The sequence below is a fragment of the Agromyces bauzanensis genome, assembly GCF_014645655.1.
Taxonomy (GTDB): Bacteria; Actinomycetota; Actinomycetes; order Actinomycetales; family Microbacteriaceae; genus Agromyces; species Agromyces bauzanensis.
On record NZ_BMMD01000006.1, the window covers coordinates 121,438 to 135,921 of the forward strand.

At 68.1% G+C, this 14,484-nt stretch carries 17 protein-coding genes; 8 read left to right on the plus strand and 9 right to left on the minus strand.

Annotated features, from left to right (window positions below; genetic code table 11):
* Nucleotides 1-80 precede the first annotated feature (80 nt).
* Together IEX31_RS07245 and IEX31_RS07250 are read right to left on the minus strand one after the other, a co-directional pair.
* Nucleotides 81-1,595 (minus strand): deoxyguanosinetriphosphate triphosphohydrolase family protein, encoded by a 1,515-nt coding sequence (locus IEX31_RS07245; RefSeq protein WP_188742756.1) that lies wholly within the window; start codon nucleotides 1,593-1,595, stop codon nucleotides 81-83.
* A gap of 146 nt (nucleotides 1,596-1,741) precedes the next feature.
* On the minus strand, nucleotides 1,742-2,182 hold the full coding sequence (locus IEX31_RS07250; protein WP_188742757.1) for an iron chaperone: 441 nt from the start codon (nucleotides 2,180-2,182) through the stop codon (nucleotides 1,742-1,744).
* Between the two features lie 608 nt (nucleotides 2,183-2,790).
* On the opposite strand from IEX31_RS07250, the gene IEX31_RS07255 reads away from it, so the two are divergent.
* Nucleotides 2,791-3,600: a hypothetical protein gene (locus tag IEX31_RS07255; RefSeq protein WP_188742758.1), complete on the plus strand. Its 810-nt coding sequence runs from the start codon at nucleotides 2,791-2,793 to the stop codon at nucleotides 3,598-3,600.
* A 464-nt stretch (nucleotides 3,601-4,064) separates the two neighbouring features.
* Here IEX31_RS07255 and IEX31_RS07260 read toward each other — a convergent pair whose 3' ends face one another.
* From IEX31_RS07260 to IEX31_RS07275, 4 genes are all read right to left on the minus strand, one after another.
* A complete protein-coding gene (locus IEX31_RS07260) occupies nucleotides 4,065-4,316 on the minus strand; it encodes a hypothetical protein (RefSeq protein WP_188742759.1) in 252 nt (83 codons plus the stop codon).
* A 223-nt stretch (nucleotides 4,317-4,539) separates the two neighbouring features.
* A complete protein-coding gene (locus IEX31_RS07265) occupies nucleotides 4,540-5,313 on the minus strand; it encodes an alpha/beta fold hydrolase (protein ID WP_188742760.1) in 774 nt (257 codons plus the stop codon).
* A gap of 360 nt (nucleotides 5,314-5,673) precedes the next feature.
* Nucleotides 5,674-6,444 carry a DUF4386 family protein gene (locus tag IEX31_RS07270; protein WP_188742761.1) on the minus strand — a complete coding sequence of 257 codons (771 nt, stop codon included), beginning with the start codon at nucleotides 6,442-6,444 and terminating at the stop codon, nucleotides 5,674-5,676.
* 29 nt (nucleotides 6,445-6,473) lie between these two features.
* Nucleotides 6,474-6,920: an SRPBCC family protein gene (locus tag IEX31_RS07275; protein WP_268236965.1), complete on the minus strand. Its 447-nt coding sequence runs from the start codon at nucleotides 6,918-6,920 to the stop codon at nucleotides 6,474-6,476.
* 131 nt (nucleotides 6,921-7,051) lie between these two features.
* Here IEX31_RS07275 and IEX31_RS07280 point away from each other — a divergent pair, with 131 nt between their 5' ends.
* Together IEX31_RS07280 and IEX31_RS07285 are read left to right on the plus strand one after the other, a co-directional pair.
* The gene (locus tag IEX31_RS07280; protein WP_188742763.1) at nucleotides 7,052-7,921 is read left to right on the plus strand and encodes a metalloregulator ArsR/SmtB family transcription factor; all 870 of its coding nucleotides are present in this window, start codon (nucleotides 7,052-7,054) and stop codon (nucleotides 7,919-7,921) included.
* The gene (locus IEX31_RS07285) at nucleotides 7,914-8,519 is read left to right on the plus strand and encodes a dihydrofolate reductase family protein (RefSeq protein WP_188742764.1); all 606 of its coding nucleotides are present in this window, start codon (nucleotides 7,914-7,916) and stop codon (nucleotides 8,517-8,519) included. The genes IEX31_RS07280 and IEX31_RS07285 overlap by 8 nt, the downstream gene beginning before the upstream one ends.
* A gap of 4 nt (nucleotides 8,520-8,523) precedes the next feature.
* On the opposite strand, the gene helR is transcribed toward IEX31_RS07285, so the two are convergent.
* Nucleotides 8,524-10,668, minus strand: coding sequence for an RNA polymerase recycling motor ATPase HelR (gene helR, locus IEX31_RS07290; protein WP_188742810.1), 2,145 nt, complete (start codon nucleotides 10,666-10,668; stop codon nucleotides 8,524-8,526).
* A gap of 189 nt (nucleotides 10,669-10,857) precedes the next feature.
* Between helR and IEX31_RS07295 the strand changes: the two genes are divergently transcribed.
* The 3 genes from IEX31_RS07295 to IEX31_RS18785 are packed head-to-tail and all read left to right on the plus strand — an operon-like array spanning nucleotide 10,858 to nucleotide 11,821.
* Nucleotides 10,858-11,208, plus strand: a complete 351-nt coding sequence (locus tag IEX31_RS07295) for an ArsR/SmtB family transcription factor (RefSeq protein ID WP_188742765.1) — start codon at nucleotides 10,858-10,860, stop codon at nucleotides 11,206-11,208.
* A gap of 2 nt (nucleotides 11,209-11,210) precedes the next feature.
* The gene (locus IEX31_RS18780; protein ID WP_229662171.1) at nucleotides 11,211-11,567 is read left to right on the plus strand and encodes an SRPBCC domain-containing protein; all 357 of its coding nucleotides are present in this window, start codon (nucleotides 11,211-11,213) and stop codon (nucleotides 11,565-11,567) included.
* Complete coding sequence (locus IEX31_RS18785; protein ID WP_229662172.1) at nucleotides 11,543-11,821, plus strand: hypothetical protein; 279 nt, start codon at nucleotides 11,543-11,545, stop codon at nucleotides 11,819-11,821. The genes IEX31_RS18780 and IEX31_RS18785 overlap by 25 nt, the downstream gene beginning before the upstream one ends.
* A gap of 54 nt (nucleotides 11,822-11,875) precedes the next feature.
* On the opposite strand, the gene IEX31_RS07305 is transcribed toward IEX31_RS18785, so the two are convergent.
* Entirely contained in the window at nucleotides 11,876-12,265 is a 390-nt protein-coding gene (locus IEX31_RS07305; RefSeq protein ID WP_188742766.1) for a VOC family protein, read from the minus strand.
* A gap of 101 nt (nucleotides 12,266-12,366) precedes the next feature.
* On the opposite strand from IEX31_RS07305, the gene IEX31_RS07310 reads away from it, so the two are divergent.
* Entirely contained in the window at nucleotides 12,367-13,308 is a 942-nt protein-coding gene (locus IEX31_RS07310) for a helix-turn-helix transcriptional regulator (RefSeq protein WP_188742767.1), read from the plus strand.
* A gap of 3 nt (nucleotides 13,309-13,311) precedes the next feature.
* On the opposite strand, the gene IEX31_RS07315 is transcribed toward IEX31_RS07310, so the two are convergent.
* The gene (locus IEX31_RS07315; protein WP_188742768.1) at nucleotides 13,312-13,644 is read right to left on the minus strand and encodes a hypothetical protein; all 333 of its coding nucleotides are present in this window, start codon (nucleotides 13,642-13,644) and stop codon (nucleotides 13,312-13,314) included.
* A 65-nt stretch (nucleotides 13,645-13,709) separates the two neighbouring features.
* Between IEX31_RS07315 and IEX31_RS07320 the strand changes: the two genes are divergently transcribed.
* Nucleotides 13,710-14,474, plus strand: a complete 765-nt coding sequence (locus tag IEX31_RS07320) for an SDR family NAD(P)-dependent oxidoreductase (RefSeq protein ID WP_229662173.1) — start codon at nucleotides 13,710-13,712, stop codon at nucleotides 14,472-14,474.
* The last annotated feature ends 10 nt before the right edge of the window (nucleotides 14,475-14,484 follow it).

Below are 14,484 nucleotides of genomic sequence, written 5' to 3' on the forward strand. Positions count from 1 at the left end.
GAACGCCGGCGGCACTGGTGCTCGTGGGCGTCGCAGCATCCGCCGCCGACCTCGCATCCGCCGGGCTCGCGGGCGTCGCATCAGAGGTTCTGCCCGATGTCCCAGAGCCGGTCGGGGCGGCCGTCGATCGCCTCCGACACCGCGAGCGCCTGGTCGTCTGAGAGTGAGGCGACGTAGTCGATCACCCCTCGCCCCACCCCGAGCGTGAGCACATCGGATGCCTCGGGGATCAGGATGCCCTCGGGCCGCGCCGCTCGCAGCCGTGCGTAGCCGTCGGCGGCGATGTCGACGAGCTCCCTCAGCCGCAGCGGAACGCGGTTGCGGTCATAGTCGTCGGTGATCCACGCGGCGAGCCCCTTGACGGCTCGCGTCAGCACGCGGCTGAGCCCGCGCTGGTACATCACGATGTCGGCCCGGTCGAGGATGAAGTGGCGGTGCACGAACTTCAGGATCTCGACCTCGTGCCAGGCGCGCCGGTCGAGCGTCACGAGCCCCGAGCGGACGACGTCCGCCGGCGCCGGCACGACCGAGGTCTGCAGGTGGCCGATCCAACGATTCGTGAATGACGAGAGGGCACGCTCCGAGGCGATCGACCCGTCGAACGGCGTTGCGAGGAGGCCGTCGACGAGGTCGTCGGCGACGACATCGACCGCTTGCGCGAACGCGTCGTCGTCGGCGATCCACGGGTCGCTGCGCCTGAGCTTGCGACGGAGCCCGTCGAGCGCGGCCCCCGGCGGCGCCGAGTGCATCGCCAACTCGGCTTCCGGGAGTCGGCCGAGCTCGGCGGCGCCCGAGAGCCAGCCGCGGAACTCGCGCGCGACCGCCCCGTGGCTGAGCAGTCCCGCCCGATAGAAGTCGTCGACGTCGTGGATCGAGTAGGCGATGTCGTCTGCGATGTCCATGATGGAGCACTCGAGCGACTGCTCCATCGGCGGCAGTCCGCGCCGAGCGGCGACGAGGTCGTCGGCGTCGAGGTCGTACGCCGAGAACTTCACGACCTCGATTCCGCCGTCGGCCCGCCGGAGCCCGCGGGGGAGTCCGTCGCCGAGATCCGAGGCGTCGACGAACCGCGTCCACGGGTACTTCGCGACAGCGGTCCGCACCGCCGCGGTGAGGTTCAGCCCGCGCGGCGCGGCCTCGCACACGTCGAGTGTGGTGATGATCCGGTACGTCTGCGCGTTGCCCTCGAACCCGTCGGCGAGGCCGAGGCTCTCACGAGCGAGACGGTCGAGCACGCGCTCGCCGATGTGCCCGAATGGCGGGTGCCCGAGGTCGTGGGCACTCGCGGCGGCCTGCACGACGACGGCGTCGCAGCCGTGCTCGAGCGCGAGATCACGCGCCGGCGACGAGGCATCCGTCAATCCGACCGCGATCGCACGCGAGACTGCGGTGACCTTGATCGAGTGGGTGAGCCGGTTGTGGATGAGCGGTCCTGCGCCCGGCTGGGCGATCACCTGCGTGACGGCGGAGAGGCGTGAGAAGTAGGGGGAGAAGCGGATGCGCTCGAGGTCGAGCCGGAACTGCGAGTGCTCGCCCGTGACCTCCACGCTGCTGCTCGGCTCGGCGACCAGTCGGGTGGCGCGTTCCCGGTTCATCCGATGCCTCCCTCTGCTCGGTTCGCGGGCGACGGATGCCGCGGCCGCTCGTGTCCCAATCTAGGCCGGGTCGTGTCGAGATGGGCCCGAGGGGGCGAGCGACCGTGATGAGGCATCCGGAACCGGGATCGTGTCGATCCGAGCCCTCAGCTGACGGCCGTGCGAACGAGCTCGGTGATTCTCTGCTCCACCGACGGCGTCCAATCGCGGATCGCGAAGGCGACGGGCCACAGGTCGCCGTCGTCGAGGGCGGCCTTGTCTTCGAAGCCGATCGTCGCGTAGCGGGTCTTGAACTTGTGTGCCGGCTGGATGAACAGCATCATCTTGCCCTCGGCGTTCGCGAAACCGGGCATGCCGTAGTAGGTCTTCGGCACGAGGTCGGGCGCGACCTCGGTGACGACGCGGTAGAGCCCTTCGGCGAGCACCTTGTCGTCGGGCTCCAGCTGGGCGATTGCCTCCAGGACGGCCTCCTCACCGGCCGCGCGATTCTTGCCCGCCTTCTCCTGCTCGCGGAGCTCCTTCGCGCGCTGCTTGACCGCGTCGCGCTCCTCCTGGCTCAGCCCTCCGGACGTGTCGGTCTTGGCCATCGTCGTTTCCCCTTCCGGAACTGTGATCGCGACACCGCTGCATCCGGCGTCGATCTCAGGCTATTCGGGTGCGTTCGTCGCCGGCTTCTTCATTCCTGATCGATCCGAGGAATCGGGGGATGAGCACCTTCGTCGCTGATCTCACCGAACGGATCGAACCTCACGGGGCACCCGCGAGTGTCATCATTCCTGCAATCGCCTGGCGCGGGCGATCAGGTACTCGCGTTCCGGGATCGAGTGGGTCATTCGGGCGGCCTCACGATACTCCTCGACCGCTTCGCCGGTTCGGCCTGCGCGTTCCAACAGGTGAGCGCGCACCAAGGAGATGCGTTTGGGACCGGTGGGCTGCCACTCTCGACGAGTTCGTCGATGGAGGCCAGCCCGGCAGCAGCACCATACACCATGGCTTCGGCCACGGCGCGGTTGAGGTGGCGATCGGACTATGCGTGGTGGCTCGAGCAGGCCGAGTCACCGGCCGTGGGTGATGGTGCGGACTGCGGCACCTGGGTGCTCGACGCCGTGCACGCGGCGAGGTCGTGGCCGTCGCAATCGTCACGATGCCCAACAGGAAATGCGGATGGTAGATCCGGCTGCGGGCGATTCGCGGTATGCCGGCGGACCTCATCTGGCGATCCGCCGTACTCCGCCAAGCCGAGTCCGGCGTCCGCCTGGCGCTCCGGGCCGACGCGGCATTGCTCGCCGTGCTCGTGATGATCGGCGTACTGGATGTCGCGCCGGACGGGTTCGTGCTGTTCCGGCTCGTGCACGCGTCGGTGATCGGCGACGTACAACGCATCCCGGAGCCCTCGCTGGGCGTGATGAGCCTGGGTCTCATCGCCTTGCTGGCGTTGTCGGCATTGGTGGGTGAACGGCAGCGGGCTTGGGCCGCGCTTGTACTCGCCGTCCCGACCGCCCTGATCCGGCCGAGCCCTTTACGTCCTCAGCGCGAGCGCCGTCGTCCTGGTGAACCGGCTTCGCACGAAGAGGAATCCTCCGCCGTCGACGAGTTCATGGCGTCGTCGCTCGAGGAGCTGAAGTCGACGGTCGAGCCACGACGGAGCGCCGGCGAGTCGACGCCCACTGAGCCGTCAGGGTCTGCTCAGCCGGCGCAGAACAAGTTCGGCTCACCCGCCTACGACGTGTCCACCGACATCGCGACCATCCCTCGACCGGTCGATGACCACTGCTTCGGAGCGCCGATAATGCACATTATGTCGGATAGAGTTAACTGCCACACTCTCCCGGTCCACCACTGCTGCCCGTTGCAGCGAACCTGTCATTCTTGCCAACCGACGTGCCAATCCCCGGATTCCGGGGCTTTGAAACCCAGATGTCAACTGGTCGAGCCGCTTCACGGCGCCTACCCGTGGGCGCGTTCCGTCCCCGCGCTCGCGCCGCAGTCCGAAACGGCGAACTAACCTGTGAGTCCGCTGGGAACGCCTAGACTATTGCGCTGCAACCCTGATTCGGGATCCTTCTGGCAAGGCTTGGGGCGGGGGTGGCACGTGCGAACAGTACGGAACCTGCTGCCGGCCGCGCGCGCGATATGCCGGACTGCCGACTCCCCCGAGCCGCGGAACCTGAGCATGCGGGAGTTCGAGACCGCGTCCACTCTGCGGATGGGATGAACACGGGCAGATGCAGGTCTGCGCCGACGCTCGGAGCGATCTCGGGACCGGGCCGCTCATTCCTGTTTCCTGACTCTGACCACGTCAGATGTATGCCGGAGGTGGCACCGTCGTCAGGCGGTACCGACCGTTAGGTCAACCAGGAGCATCACGCCGACAGCCACCGCCAGCCCGCCGCCGACCCAGACCGCGGTCCGGAGCACCCGCCCCTTGGTAATGGCTGCGTAGGTCACTGCAAGCCCGGTCAGGAAGAACTACAACACCACGAGGACGAACGAGGCCATGACGATGTTGCCGCGTTCCTCCTCCGCCTTCATCGCAGCGGCGTCCCCGTACTCTGCGATCGACGCCGTATACGACTGGTACTCATCAATGCTCAGCGCGAGCAGTCCCGTGACAAAGAACAGCGGCAGCAAGGCCAAGACCGCCGCCACCACGCTCGTGACCAGATTCCGGTTCGATCCTCTGCGTCGCATTTCGGCGGCGTTGGTCCGCAGGTTGGTCACGGACGCGAGCCTATCGGGAGCACACCGGCCGACGACTCAAGTCGGTGATCCTGCCCACCCAAGGATCGTCCAGTGTGTCTCGCGGGCTACGGAGTTGACGTCTGCGATGGCACGACATCCTCGCCGAGCGTGACACCACGGATGTCAAACCCCTGATCAGAGAGGATCGCTCGCTGACATCTCTGTAGGCACCGGGCAACCACTGCCCTTTGACTCGAAGCACTCACTGAATCCAGGCGAGGACCTCGCGTGGAATACGACCGCTCATGGCAGCGCGCATGTGCCCCATGCCCTCGAACCAGACCACAGTGCAGTCAGGGATGCCCGCCGCTGTCTCCCTGACGATATCGGGTGTGAAGAACTGATCGCTGTCGCCACAGAGTAGAAGGACTGGCACCGTGATACGCCCCAGCACGCCGCGGGCGTCGAAGGATGCTTCGGCATCTCCCTCCACGAGCAGGTCGCCGGCAGGGATGTGGGAATTCGCGAACATTCGGCCGACGAGGGGGCCGAGCCGGTGCCGCAGTCCGGCCATCTCGTCACCGCGGAGGACGTACTCGAGGGCGATGGCACCGGCATCGCTGAACCGTCCCTCTGCGCGCGCTCGCGCCCATCGCCGGTCCAGTTCCCGTCCGCTGTCCGTGATCGTCGCAGCGGCGAGCGCGAGGACCACGCGGCCGGTCAGGGCGGCATGATCGGCCGCGAGGTAGATCGCGATCATCCCGCCATAGGATTCGCCGATGACCACGTCGACGTGCCCGCCGAGCTCCTCGCGGATGAACCGCGCGTAGTCGTCAGCCATGTCGGCGACCGTGTGGCCCACGGGCATGTTGCGACGCCTGCACACCTGCCACACCGTGTACCCGGCCTCCGTATACGGCTTGAGTTGCCCCAGGATTCCCTTCCTTGCAAGGCCGCCTGTCGGGATCTCACTGCCGGGCCCGCCGGGGATGAAGAGGATCGTCTTGCGCCCGTCACCGAGCACCGCGTACTCCATTCCGTTGGCGGCGACTGCAACCCGAGGTGTGGACGCATCGACCCTCGCGCGTTCGCGCCGTGCCACGAGAACGCCTGCCGCACCAATCGCGGCGAGTAGGGCGAATGCGCCGACGAGCCACACGGCTCGCCTACGCCCCGTTTGGTGTGCAGTTGTCGCCATTGGCCCTCCCCCAGGGCGGTCGACCTCCGAGTGGCCCCACCACTCATAGAGGCCATGATCCCGCACACAGGTGGTTCACGCTAGAGACACGCGAGCTGCGAGCGCCCGGTGAACCCGCCCACGAAGTCGCCTCATCTGCGACACCGTAAGTGTTTCGCAACCCAAAGCCATACGAGACGTCTCACCACTGCGGACAGATCAATGTCGACGGTCGATGTCAGGACCACCCGTCGTCGCCGCAACCGGTCTGTCGTGTTGTCCGGTGGGTGTTTCGCGGGCAACCCGCAGCAAGTGCGGGATGAGCAGTATCAACCAGACGGCGGTGGGAAGAAGGGACACCATGGCAATGGTCAGTCCGACCGGGCCGGCATTCGCGGGGACGAGCATGGTCAGTCCGGTGAGGATGCCGACGAGGCCGGGCAACCGGCCGAAGATGTGGTGCCGCACCATCATGGCCGAGAAGAGGAGGGTACTGATCGCACCGAGTATGTAGCTGGTTGCGAACGTGCCGCCGTTGTAGAGGGTGAGCAGGGTCGTGCCTGCCGCCAGCAGTGCGGCCTTGTCGGTTGCGGAGGTCGCTGCGGCGTACTCGTTGCTCAGCATCCACATCGAGAAGGTGGCTTCGCGGGAGACGACCAGGAGTACGACACTGAAGAGGCCGAAGACCAGTGCCAGCAGCCCCCACGCGGGGGCTACCCGGCGGACCACCACGTACAACGCCAGGTAGAAGGGGATCATGACGAGGTAGTCGAGAGTCAGGAGGAGGTCGAGGTCGAGCAGGCCGAGCAGCGGGTTGTCCTGGAACAACGCGAAGAAGCCCTCGACAGTGCTGGGTGGTGGGCTGAGGATGAAGACGGCTGCTTGGAGGGGGATCATCACCACCACGAACACCGCTGCGGCGGCGCCGAGCCTGACCAACCCTCGCCATCCAGTGCCGACCGGCTCCATCGTTCTGGCTTCAACGGTCATCTCCGCGCCTCCCGCGTCATTCGTATTGGTCACGAGGTGCGAGGCGCGGCGTCGGCCTCGAGTCTGCGCTTCAGCCCGGTCCAGATCTTGCGCTCCATGCGTCGACCGACCGGTCCCACCAGGGGACCGAGCATCCGGAACCATCCCTTGGGGTGTACCTGCCAGTCCCACACCATGAGCGTGGCGTCAGTGTCGGTGGTGAAGGTCAGCGTCCCGGAGGTCTCCATGATCGAGCTGGTGGTCAGCGAACCCAGCCGGTGGGGGCGGTCGAACTCGGTCAGCTCCACGAGCATGTCCATGCCGGCGTTGCCCATGCGTGCACGAAATCTGGTGCCGAGTCCAATGGGCTCGGGGGTCAGCAATTCGACCTGAGACATGGCGGTGTTGAACGAGGGCTCGTTTCGCGAATCGGCCACCGTGTCGAAGACCTGCTCCGGCGGTGCCGCGATCCGCACGCTCCCAGTGACATGAGCCACCTGTTCAGGCTATACGGCTCTTGCCCGTTGAGGGGGCCGAGGAACTTCGAACTCCCCCGAGCGGGCGACCCCGCGATGTGGCGGGGAATATTCCTTGACACGAATAGTCATGACCGAGAATACTCATCTGCATGCACGAAAGGCTCGCCGCCCTCGCCGATCCCGCCCGCTGGCGCATCGTCGAGCTCCTCGCCGAGCGTCCGCGAGCGGTGGGTGTCGTCGCCTCCCTCACCGGGTTGCGCCAACCGCAGGCGACCAAGCACCTGCAGACCCTCGAACGGGCAGGGCTCGTGGTCGCCCGGCGGTTCGGGCAGCGTCGCATCTACGCGCTGCAGGTCGACGCGGTGCAGTCCGTGATCGCCGAACTCATGCGGGTCGCGGCGATCGCCCACGAGAATCGCGCCAACCGGGAGACGTACGACCAATACGCCAGCCAGGTGGACGCCGAAGTGCTCGCCGCCGATCGCGACCGTTGGGCCGACGAGCGGGAGTACGTCTTCCGTCGCACGCTCACCGCGTCGCGTGACACCGTCTGGAGGCACCTCACGCTGCCCGAGCTGGTGCCCGAGTGGTGGGCGACCGACGGCCTGCGGCTCTCGCACATCGAGTTCAGCACCCGGCCGGGCGACCGCCTCGTGCAGCTGTACACCGGTGACGACGTCGGCGAGGGTGCCGATTCCGTCATCGGTCGTGCTGAGGGCGTCGTCGAATCCGTCACCCCGGCTGAGCGGTTGGCATTCCGCCTCTCCCCCGTGCTGCCTGACGGGAGCACCGCGTTCAACGGTCACTACACGTACTCGCTGACCGAGGCCGGCGAGAACACCGAGCTCGAGGTGCGACTGCGCATCAGCGACAGCACGGTGCCGTCCGCGGAGTTCATCGCGGGCGTGCAGCTGGGCTGGGATCAGTGCCTCGACAAGCTCGCCGCGGCCGTGGCGGTGAGCACTTCCCGTAACACCACCACCATGAACACCATCACCAGTAAGGAAACGGATGACTGAGAACGGACGCCGCGTGGTCGTCAACACCAACGTGAGCATCGACGGTTATTATCATGGCCCCGGCGGCCCCCAGGACATGGGCTTCGTGATGCCATATGCGATCACGGATGCCGCGCGCGACCACCTCACGCGGCTGTGGGAGCCCGCCACCACGGCGCTGCTGGGACGCACGAACGCCGAGGGATTCCTGGCCTATTGGCCGCCCGTCGCCGACCAGGCCGATGCCGACCCGCGCGACCGCGGCTACGCCGCCTGGCTCCGCGATGCCGACAAGGTCGTGCTCTCGAGCACCCTCACCGAGTCGCCATGGGAGCGCACCCGGATCTTCAACGAGCCCGCCGAAGACGTCGTCGACCGCCTGAAGGCGGAAGACGGCGGCGACATCGTCGTGTTCTCGAGCGCGAGCGTCATCAAGGCACTGCTCGCCGCGGATCGCGTCGACCGGCTCTCGTTCATGATCTTCCCCGAGATCCTCGGCGGCGGTGCACGCATGTTCGAGGAGGGACTGCCGGCATCGAAGTGGAGGCTCGCGACCGCCGTGAGCGGCGAGCACGGGGCCGTCGCGCTCGTCTACGACCGGCTGCGCGCCGCCGACTGAGCAGTCAACGGGTGAGGATCACGAGTTGCTCAGTCGCCCGGGTCATCGCGACGTAACGATCGACGGCGCCCTCGGTGCCGGTTCCGAACGCCTGAGGGTCGACGAGCACGACGAGGTCGAACTCGAGCCCCTTCGAATGCTCCGGCCGCAACGAGCGGACCCGCGACGTCGAGGCGAACGACGAATCCCCGATGACGCACGCGATTCCTTCCGGATGCGTGGCGAGCCACGTCTCCACGATCGAGTCCAGTTCCGGCCTCGACGCATGCACGACCGGACGGCCGTTGCTCCGGATCGACGTCGGCACGTTGGCATCCGGAAGCGCTGCTCGGATCACCGGCTCAGCCTCCGCCATCACCTCCGCCGGCGTGCGGTGGTTGATGCTCAGCGAGGAGAGTTCCACCCGCCCCAGCCCGACTCGCTGCAGTCGCTCCTGCCAGGACTCTGCGAAGCCGTGCCGGGCCTGGGCCCGGTCCCCCACGACGGTGAAGCTTCGTGACGGGCAACGGCGCAGCAGCATCTGCCACTCCGCATCGGTGAGTTCCTGAGCCTCGTCGACGATCACGTGCGCGAACGGACCGGCGAGCAGGTCGGGGTCGGTGCTCGGGAGGCCCGCTTCGTCGTCAAGGGTGTTCTGGAAGTCCCGCCCCCGCAGCATCGTCATGACGAGCATCTCGGAATCGTCGGCAGCGATCAGGTCGTCGACCACGTCGGCCATGCGCTGCCGATCGGCGGCGAGGGCCGCCTCCCGCCGGCGTCGGCGGCGTGCGGCATCGGGGTCGCCGATGCGCTGCCGAGCCGCGTCGAGGAAGGGCAGGTCCGACACCGTCCAACTCCGGGCATCAGCGCGCTGCAGCATGCCGACCTGCTCGGAACTCAGCCACGGAGCGCACCTCCGCAGGTAGGCGGGCACCGTCCACAGGTCTCCGACGACGCCAGCCGGGTCGAGCAGCGGCCATGCCTTCGCGAACGTCGCGGCGAGCGATTCGTTCTGCAGCAGCGACCGTCGGACAAGATGCGGCGGCACCTCCTCGTCCTCGAACTGGTCGATCAGGATGTCGAGCAAGGCCTCCCACACCTCGTCACGCGCGTCGTTGTGCGCCGTCCCGGGCTCCACCGCATCGAAGGCCTCGGCCCACTCGGCGGGACCGAGCCACAGGTCGGCCCAGGGCGTCTCGACCGTCAGTTCCTCGGCGGGTGACTCCTCGTAGAACCTGACGGCCGCCTCGACCGCGCCGACGAGTTCCGCCGACGACTTGAGCACCGCGACATCCGGGTCCGGCTCCGTTCGTGCCGTCGCCCCTTCGGTGACGAGATCGCTGAGCGTGCAGATCTGCACGCTCTCCTCACCGAGGCTCGGCAGCACGTCGTCGACGTACGCCAGGTAGGCCGGGGTGGGACCGACGAACAGTACTCCCCCATGGCTCGGCGCGAGGCGCGGGTCCGCGTAGAGGAGAAAGGCCGCGCGGTGCAGCGCGACCACGGTCTTGCCGGTGCCTGGTCCACCGTCGACCACGAGCGCGCCACGGGAGCCGGCACGGATGATCGCGTCCTGATCGGCCTGGATCGTGCTGAGCACGTCCCGCATCCGGGGCGATCGGCTGCTGCCCAAGCTCGCGATGAACGCCGACTGGTCGTCGAGCGCCGCGTTCCGAACCAGGCCATCGGGCGTGAACACCTCGTCCCAGTAGTCGCTGATCCGGCCTCCGGTCCACCGGTACCTCCGGCGGCTCACGAGGCCCATCGGCTTCGCGTGGGTCGCGGCGAAGAATGGCTCGGCGGCAGGCGTCCGCCAGTCCACCAGGAGACGGCGGCCGCTCGCATCCGTGAGCCCCCGGCGACCGATGTAGATCGTCTCGCCGTCGTCGCCGACGATGCGGCCGAGGCACAGGTCGAGGCCGAACCGACGCAGCAGGCGCAGCTGCGCCGTCAGCCGATGGATCTCGAGGTCGCGATCCAACGCCGCCTGCCCGATGCCGCCGCCGGACCTGCGCGCGGCGTCGAGGCGTCGCGTCAGCTCTGCGGTCGACTCCTCGATGCTCTCGGCGATGGCTTCGAAATGCCGCTCGTCGGCGGCGATCAACGCCGGGTCGGCCTTCGCGGCGAGGCGATCGGGAAGGTTGAACGCGCGCTGATTCGCAGTCACGATCGACGATTCTCGGCCACGACCCCCGTCTTGCGGCAAGTCCCCCACCCACCGTTAAACTGGAAATGCGAGGAGATCCAGGGCTTCGGATGCCCCATCGCCCGTCTGTTACCGATAGCGCAGCACGAACTCGCCGCGCCATCCTGAACATAAGTCTGGACTTAAATAAGTCTCGGCTGATACGCTCCCCCTGTGCACGCGTTCGACATCCTCGGAGACCCGGTGCGCCGGCGGATCCTCGAGTTGCTCCTCGAGGACGAGCAGTCGTCGGGCCAGATCGTGGCTGTCATCGCCTCGGAATTCGGCATCAGCCAACCCGCGGTCTCGCAGCACCTGCGTGTGCTGCGAGAGAACGGTTTCGCGCGCGTTCGCGCGGAGGGCACTCGCCGCCTCTACGCCGTGGAGGCTGCGCCCCTGCAGGACGTGGATCGCTGGCTCGAGCCATTCCGTGCCTTCTGGAATCAGCGACTCGATGCGCTCGGCACCGAGCTCGCCAGGGGGCGCCGTGACGAGCGCAAATCTCACTCCTCGAACGAAGACTGACCATGTTCGACCTGCTCGAAGAGCTCGCTGCCATCCACCGCTCGGTGGCACGCGACGATGCGGCAGACACCGTCTCGGTCACCGTTTCCAGAACGTATGACGCCGACCGTGACGCCGTCTGGGACGCACTGACCAATCCCGAGCGTCTCCCCCGCTGGTTCTACCCCATCAGCGGAGACCTCCGACCAGGGGGCACCTTCCAGCTCGAGGGCAACGCCGGCGGTGAGATCCGCCAGTGCGACCGGCCGACGGCGCTGCGGGTGACCTTCGGTGCGCCCGACAGTGTGCTCGACGTGCGCCTGACCGACGCGCGCACCGGTACGACGCTGGACTCGTGCACACCGTGCCGATCGCCATGACCCAAAGCGGGGCCGGTGCACTCTTCGTCGGCCCCGGCTGGGACGGCGCGCTGCTCGGGCTCGGACTCCACCTTCGCGGCGAGTCCGTCGGCGACCCGCTCCAGGCGGCGAACTCGCCCGAGGTGATCGAGTTCAACCGCGGCTCGATCGACCGCTGGACCGAGGCCGTCGAGTCGTCGTCGACGGCCTCGGCCGGGGAGATCGCCGGCGCCCGTGATGCCGCCGTGGCGCAGTACACGGTGTTGCCCTCCTGAGCGACGGATGCCGCGGCCCCGCCCTGGCCCGACGACCTCGCTCGCCCGCAGCCGTCAGCCGCGGGCGAGCACGTCGAGGTAGTGCTGGTTGTACATGACGCCCAGCACGTTGCCGAAGGGATCGACCACCGCCGCCGTCGTGAACCCGGGCCCGTGCTCGATGGGCGGCTGGTAGCTCGTGGCGCCGAGTTCGAGCAGCCGTTCGTACGCTCCCTGCAGGTCGTCGACGTGCCAGTGGATGACCTCGCCCCCCGGCTGTTCGGGCGTGTTCGGCCGGTACTTCGCGTCGATGATGCCGAGTTCGTGCTGGTAGTCTCCCACCCGGAACTCCAGGTACCCGGGACGCTCGAAGTACGGTTCGATGCCGAGCACCTCCGAGTACCAGGCGGATGCCGCGGCGAGGTCGGCGGCGTAGTAACTGACGGTGGCGAATCCCCTGAGCATGTCGTGATCCTTCTGTTTCGGTGTCGATGTCGATCTGTTGAACCCATTCTCGGACGCAGAAGTGCTCATCTCGTGACCACTTTTCCGGCGAGAATCGGAACATGCGCGCAGACCGCCTCGTCGCCACCCTCCTCACGCTGCAGGCACGCGGAAGGGTGACCGCCGCCCAACTCGCCGAGGAACTCGAGATCTCGGTCGCCACCGTGCGCCGTGACCTCGAGGCACTCTCCTCCGCAGGCATCCCCGTGTACCCGCAGCCGGGCCGCGGCGGCGGGTGGCAGCTCCTCGGTGGCGCGCGCACCGACCTCAGCGGACTCACCGCCCCCGAGGCACGCGCCCTCTTCCTCCTCGTCGGGCCCGCGGCGTCCGTCGACCCCGATGCGAAGGCCGCGCTGCGCAAGCTCGTGCGTGCCCTGCCCGAGACCTTCCGAGCGGATGCCGCGTCCGCCGCCGAGGCGATCGTGATCGATCCCGATGACTGGGGAGAACCGCCGACCGAGCGTCCTGCGCTCCTTCCCGTGCTCGAGTCGGCGGTGGTCGCGCGCCGCCGGGTGCGAATCCGCTACGCAGCGTGGAATCGGGACCCGGCCGACCGGCTCGTCGACCCCTGGGGTCTCGTGCGCAAGCGGGACCACTGGTACCTGCTTGCCGGGGTCGGCGGCGCGGAGCGCACCTACCGGGTTGATCGGATCCTCGAGGCCGAGGTGACGGATGCGCCGGCCGAACGCCCCGACGGACTCGACCTCGCCGAGGTCTGGGAGCGGGTCACGGCTGCCGTGGACGCGCAGCGCGCGGCAGCATCCGCCACGATCCTCGTCGACACCGGCATCGTGCCGCTCCTGAGCACCCAATTCGGACAGCGGGCCGTCGAAGCGGAATCCGTCGACCCCATCCGCTCCCGCGTGCGCGTCACGGCTCCGACCGAGCAGTTGCTCGCCCGCGGACTCGCGGGCTGGAGCGAGTACGTCGAGGTCCTCGAACCGGCCTCGGTCCGCACTGAACTGCGGCGCCTCGGCGAAGCGCTCGTACGGCGGAACGCGTGACGGTCAGCCGGAGCTGCGCTGCTCGAACTTCTCCCGTCGACGGCCGGATGCGGGCATGCCGAGCTCGTTCAGCGGACCCGTGGTGGGCTCGTGCTCGGGCAGCCGTTCCTCCGTGGGGCAGACGAGCACGGTGTTCGGAGTCGAGTGATCGACCACGTGCTCGAACATGGGATGCCCGCAGATCGGGCATGCTCGCTCATCGAGCGGCGTGGTGTCCTCGTCGCGGTCGTCGAGAATCGGCGGCAGGCCGAACGCGGGCAGCAGGGCCCGGTCGACGCGATCGAAGAATCGTGTGAACGTGTTGCCCTCAGGCGGGCTCGCCTCTTCGCGTGCCATGGCCCGATGGTACGCCCGCTCCCCCGGGCCGCGCCAGAGCACCCCGCCCACCTAGGCTGGCCGTCATGCAGATGAATGAAGGGCTTCGCCCCGTCACGATAATCACCGGCGCGAGTCGCGGCATCGGCGCCGCCATCGCCGAGCGACTCGCCGCTGACGGGCACGACCTCGTCTTGACCTACCGGGATCGGGCGACGGATGCCGCGGCCGTCGTGCGCGCGTGCGAGGCATCCGGTGCCCGCGTGCTGCTGCTCCGCGCGGACCTGGCCGATCTCGAGCAGGCCGCGTCGGTGGTGCCGGCGGCGATCGCGGAGTTCAGCACGGTGACCGGGCTCGTCAACAACGCCGGCATCACCGGACGGATCGGCGGATTCCTCGACGCCTCGATCCACGAGGCCGAGCTCCTCTTCCGCGTCAACGTGCTCGCGCCCATCGTGCTCACGCAGGCCGCGATTGCCCACATGGCCACCGATCGCGGCGGGGCCGGCGGATGCATCGTGAACATCTCCTCGGGTGCGGCCACCTCGGGCGCGCCGAACACGTACATCCCCTACGCCATGAGCAAGGCCGCGATCAACGCGCTGACCACGGGCACCGCGAAGGAGTTCGGGCCGGTCGGCGTACGCGTGAACACCGTCTCTCCGGGTACGACGCGCACCGAGATGCACGCGGCGGCCGGCCGGCCGAACGCGCCCGACGAGCGCGCCCCCAGAATCCCCATGCGACGCCCGGGCGAGGTGCACGAGATCGCCGGTGCGGTCGCATACCTCTTCTCAGCGGATGCCTCGTACACGTCGGGCGCGGACATCCGGGTCGCAGGCGGCATCTGACCTGAGCCGG